Here is a 409-nt window from a genome sequence, read left to right as displayed (position 1 = left end):
CCCGAGTGGCCAAAGGGATCAGACTGTAAATCTGCCGGCACTGCCTTCGAAGGTTCGAATCCTTCCCCCTCCACCATCTTCGTCAGGAAGAATAGCTACGAGTAGGCCGCGGGCATCGTATAATGGCTATTACCTCAGCCTTCCAAGCTGAAGATGCGGGTTCGATTCCCGCTGCCCGCTCCAATCAAAAACGTTGCTGATATAGCTCAGGCGGTAGAGCGCATCCTTGGTAAGGATGAGGTCCCCAGTTCGATTCTGGGTATCAGCACCATCTTGACTCCTCTCTTGCTATCCAAACAAAAATCTTATTAAATAACCGCCGTTTTGTTAAAAAGGGTCTATCCATGGCTAAGGCTAAATTTGAACGAGTAAAACCGCACGTAAACGTAGGCACCATCGGTCACGTTGA

2 tRNA genes are annotated in these 409 nt (G+C 49.6%); both read left to right on the top strand.

Annotated features, from left to right (window positions below):
- Positions 1-108: 108 nt before the first annotated feature.
- A tRNA-Gly gene (locus ABGI61_RS16765) sits at positions 109-183 on the top strand.
- A gap of 12 nt (positions 184-195) precedes the next feature.
- Positions 196-271 (top strand) — tRNA-Thr (locus ABGI61_RS16760).
- The last annotated feature ends 138 nt before the right edge of the window (positions 272-409 follow it).

Origin of the sequence: Rheinheimera fenheensis, assembly GCF_039871805.1 — a bacterium.
Taxonomy (GTDB): Bacteria; Pseudomonadota; Gammaproteobacteria; order Enterobacterales; family Alteromonadaceae; genus Alishewanella; species Alishewanella fenheensis.
This window is presented reverse-complemented; position numbering and strand designations above follow the sequence as displayed.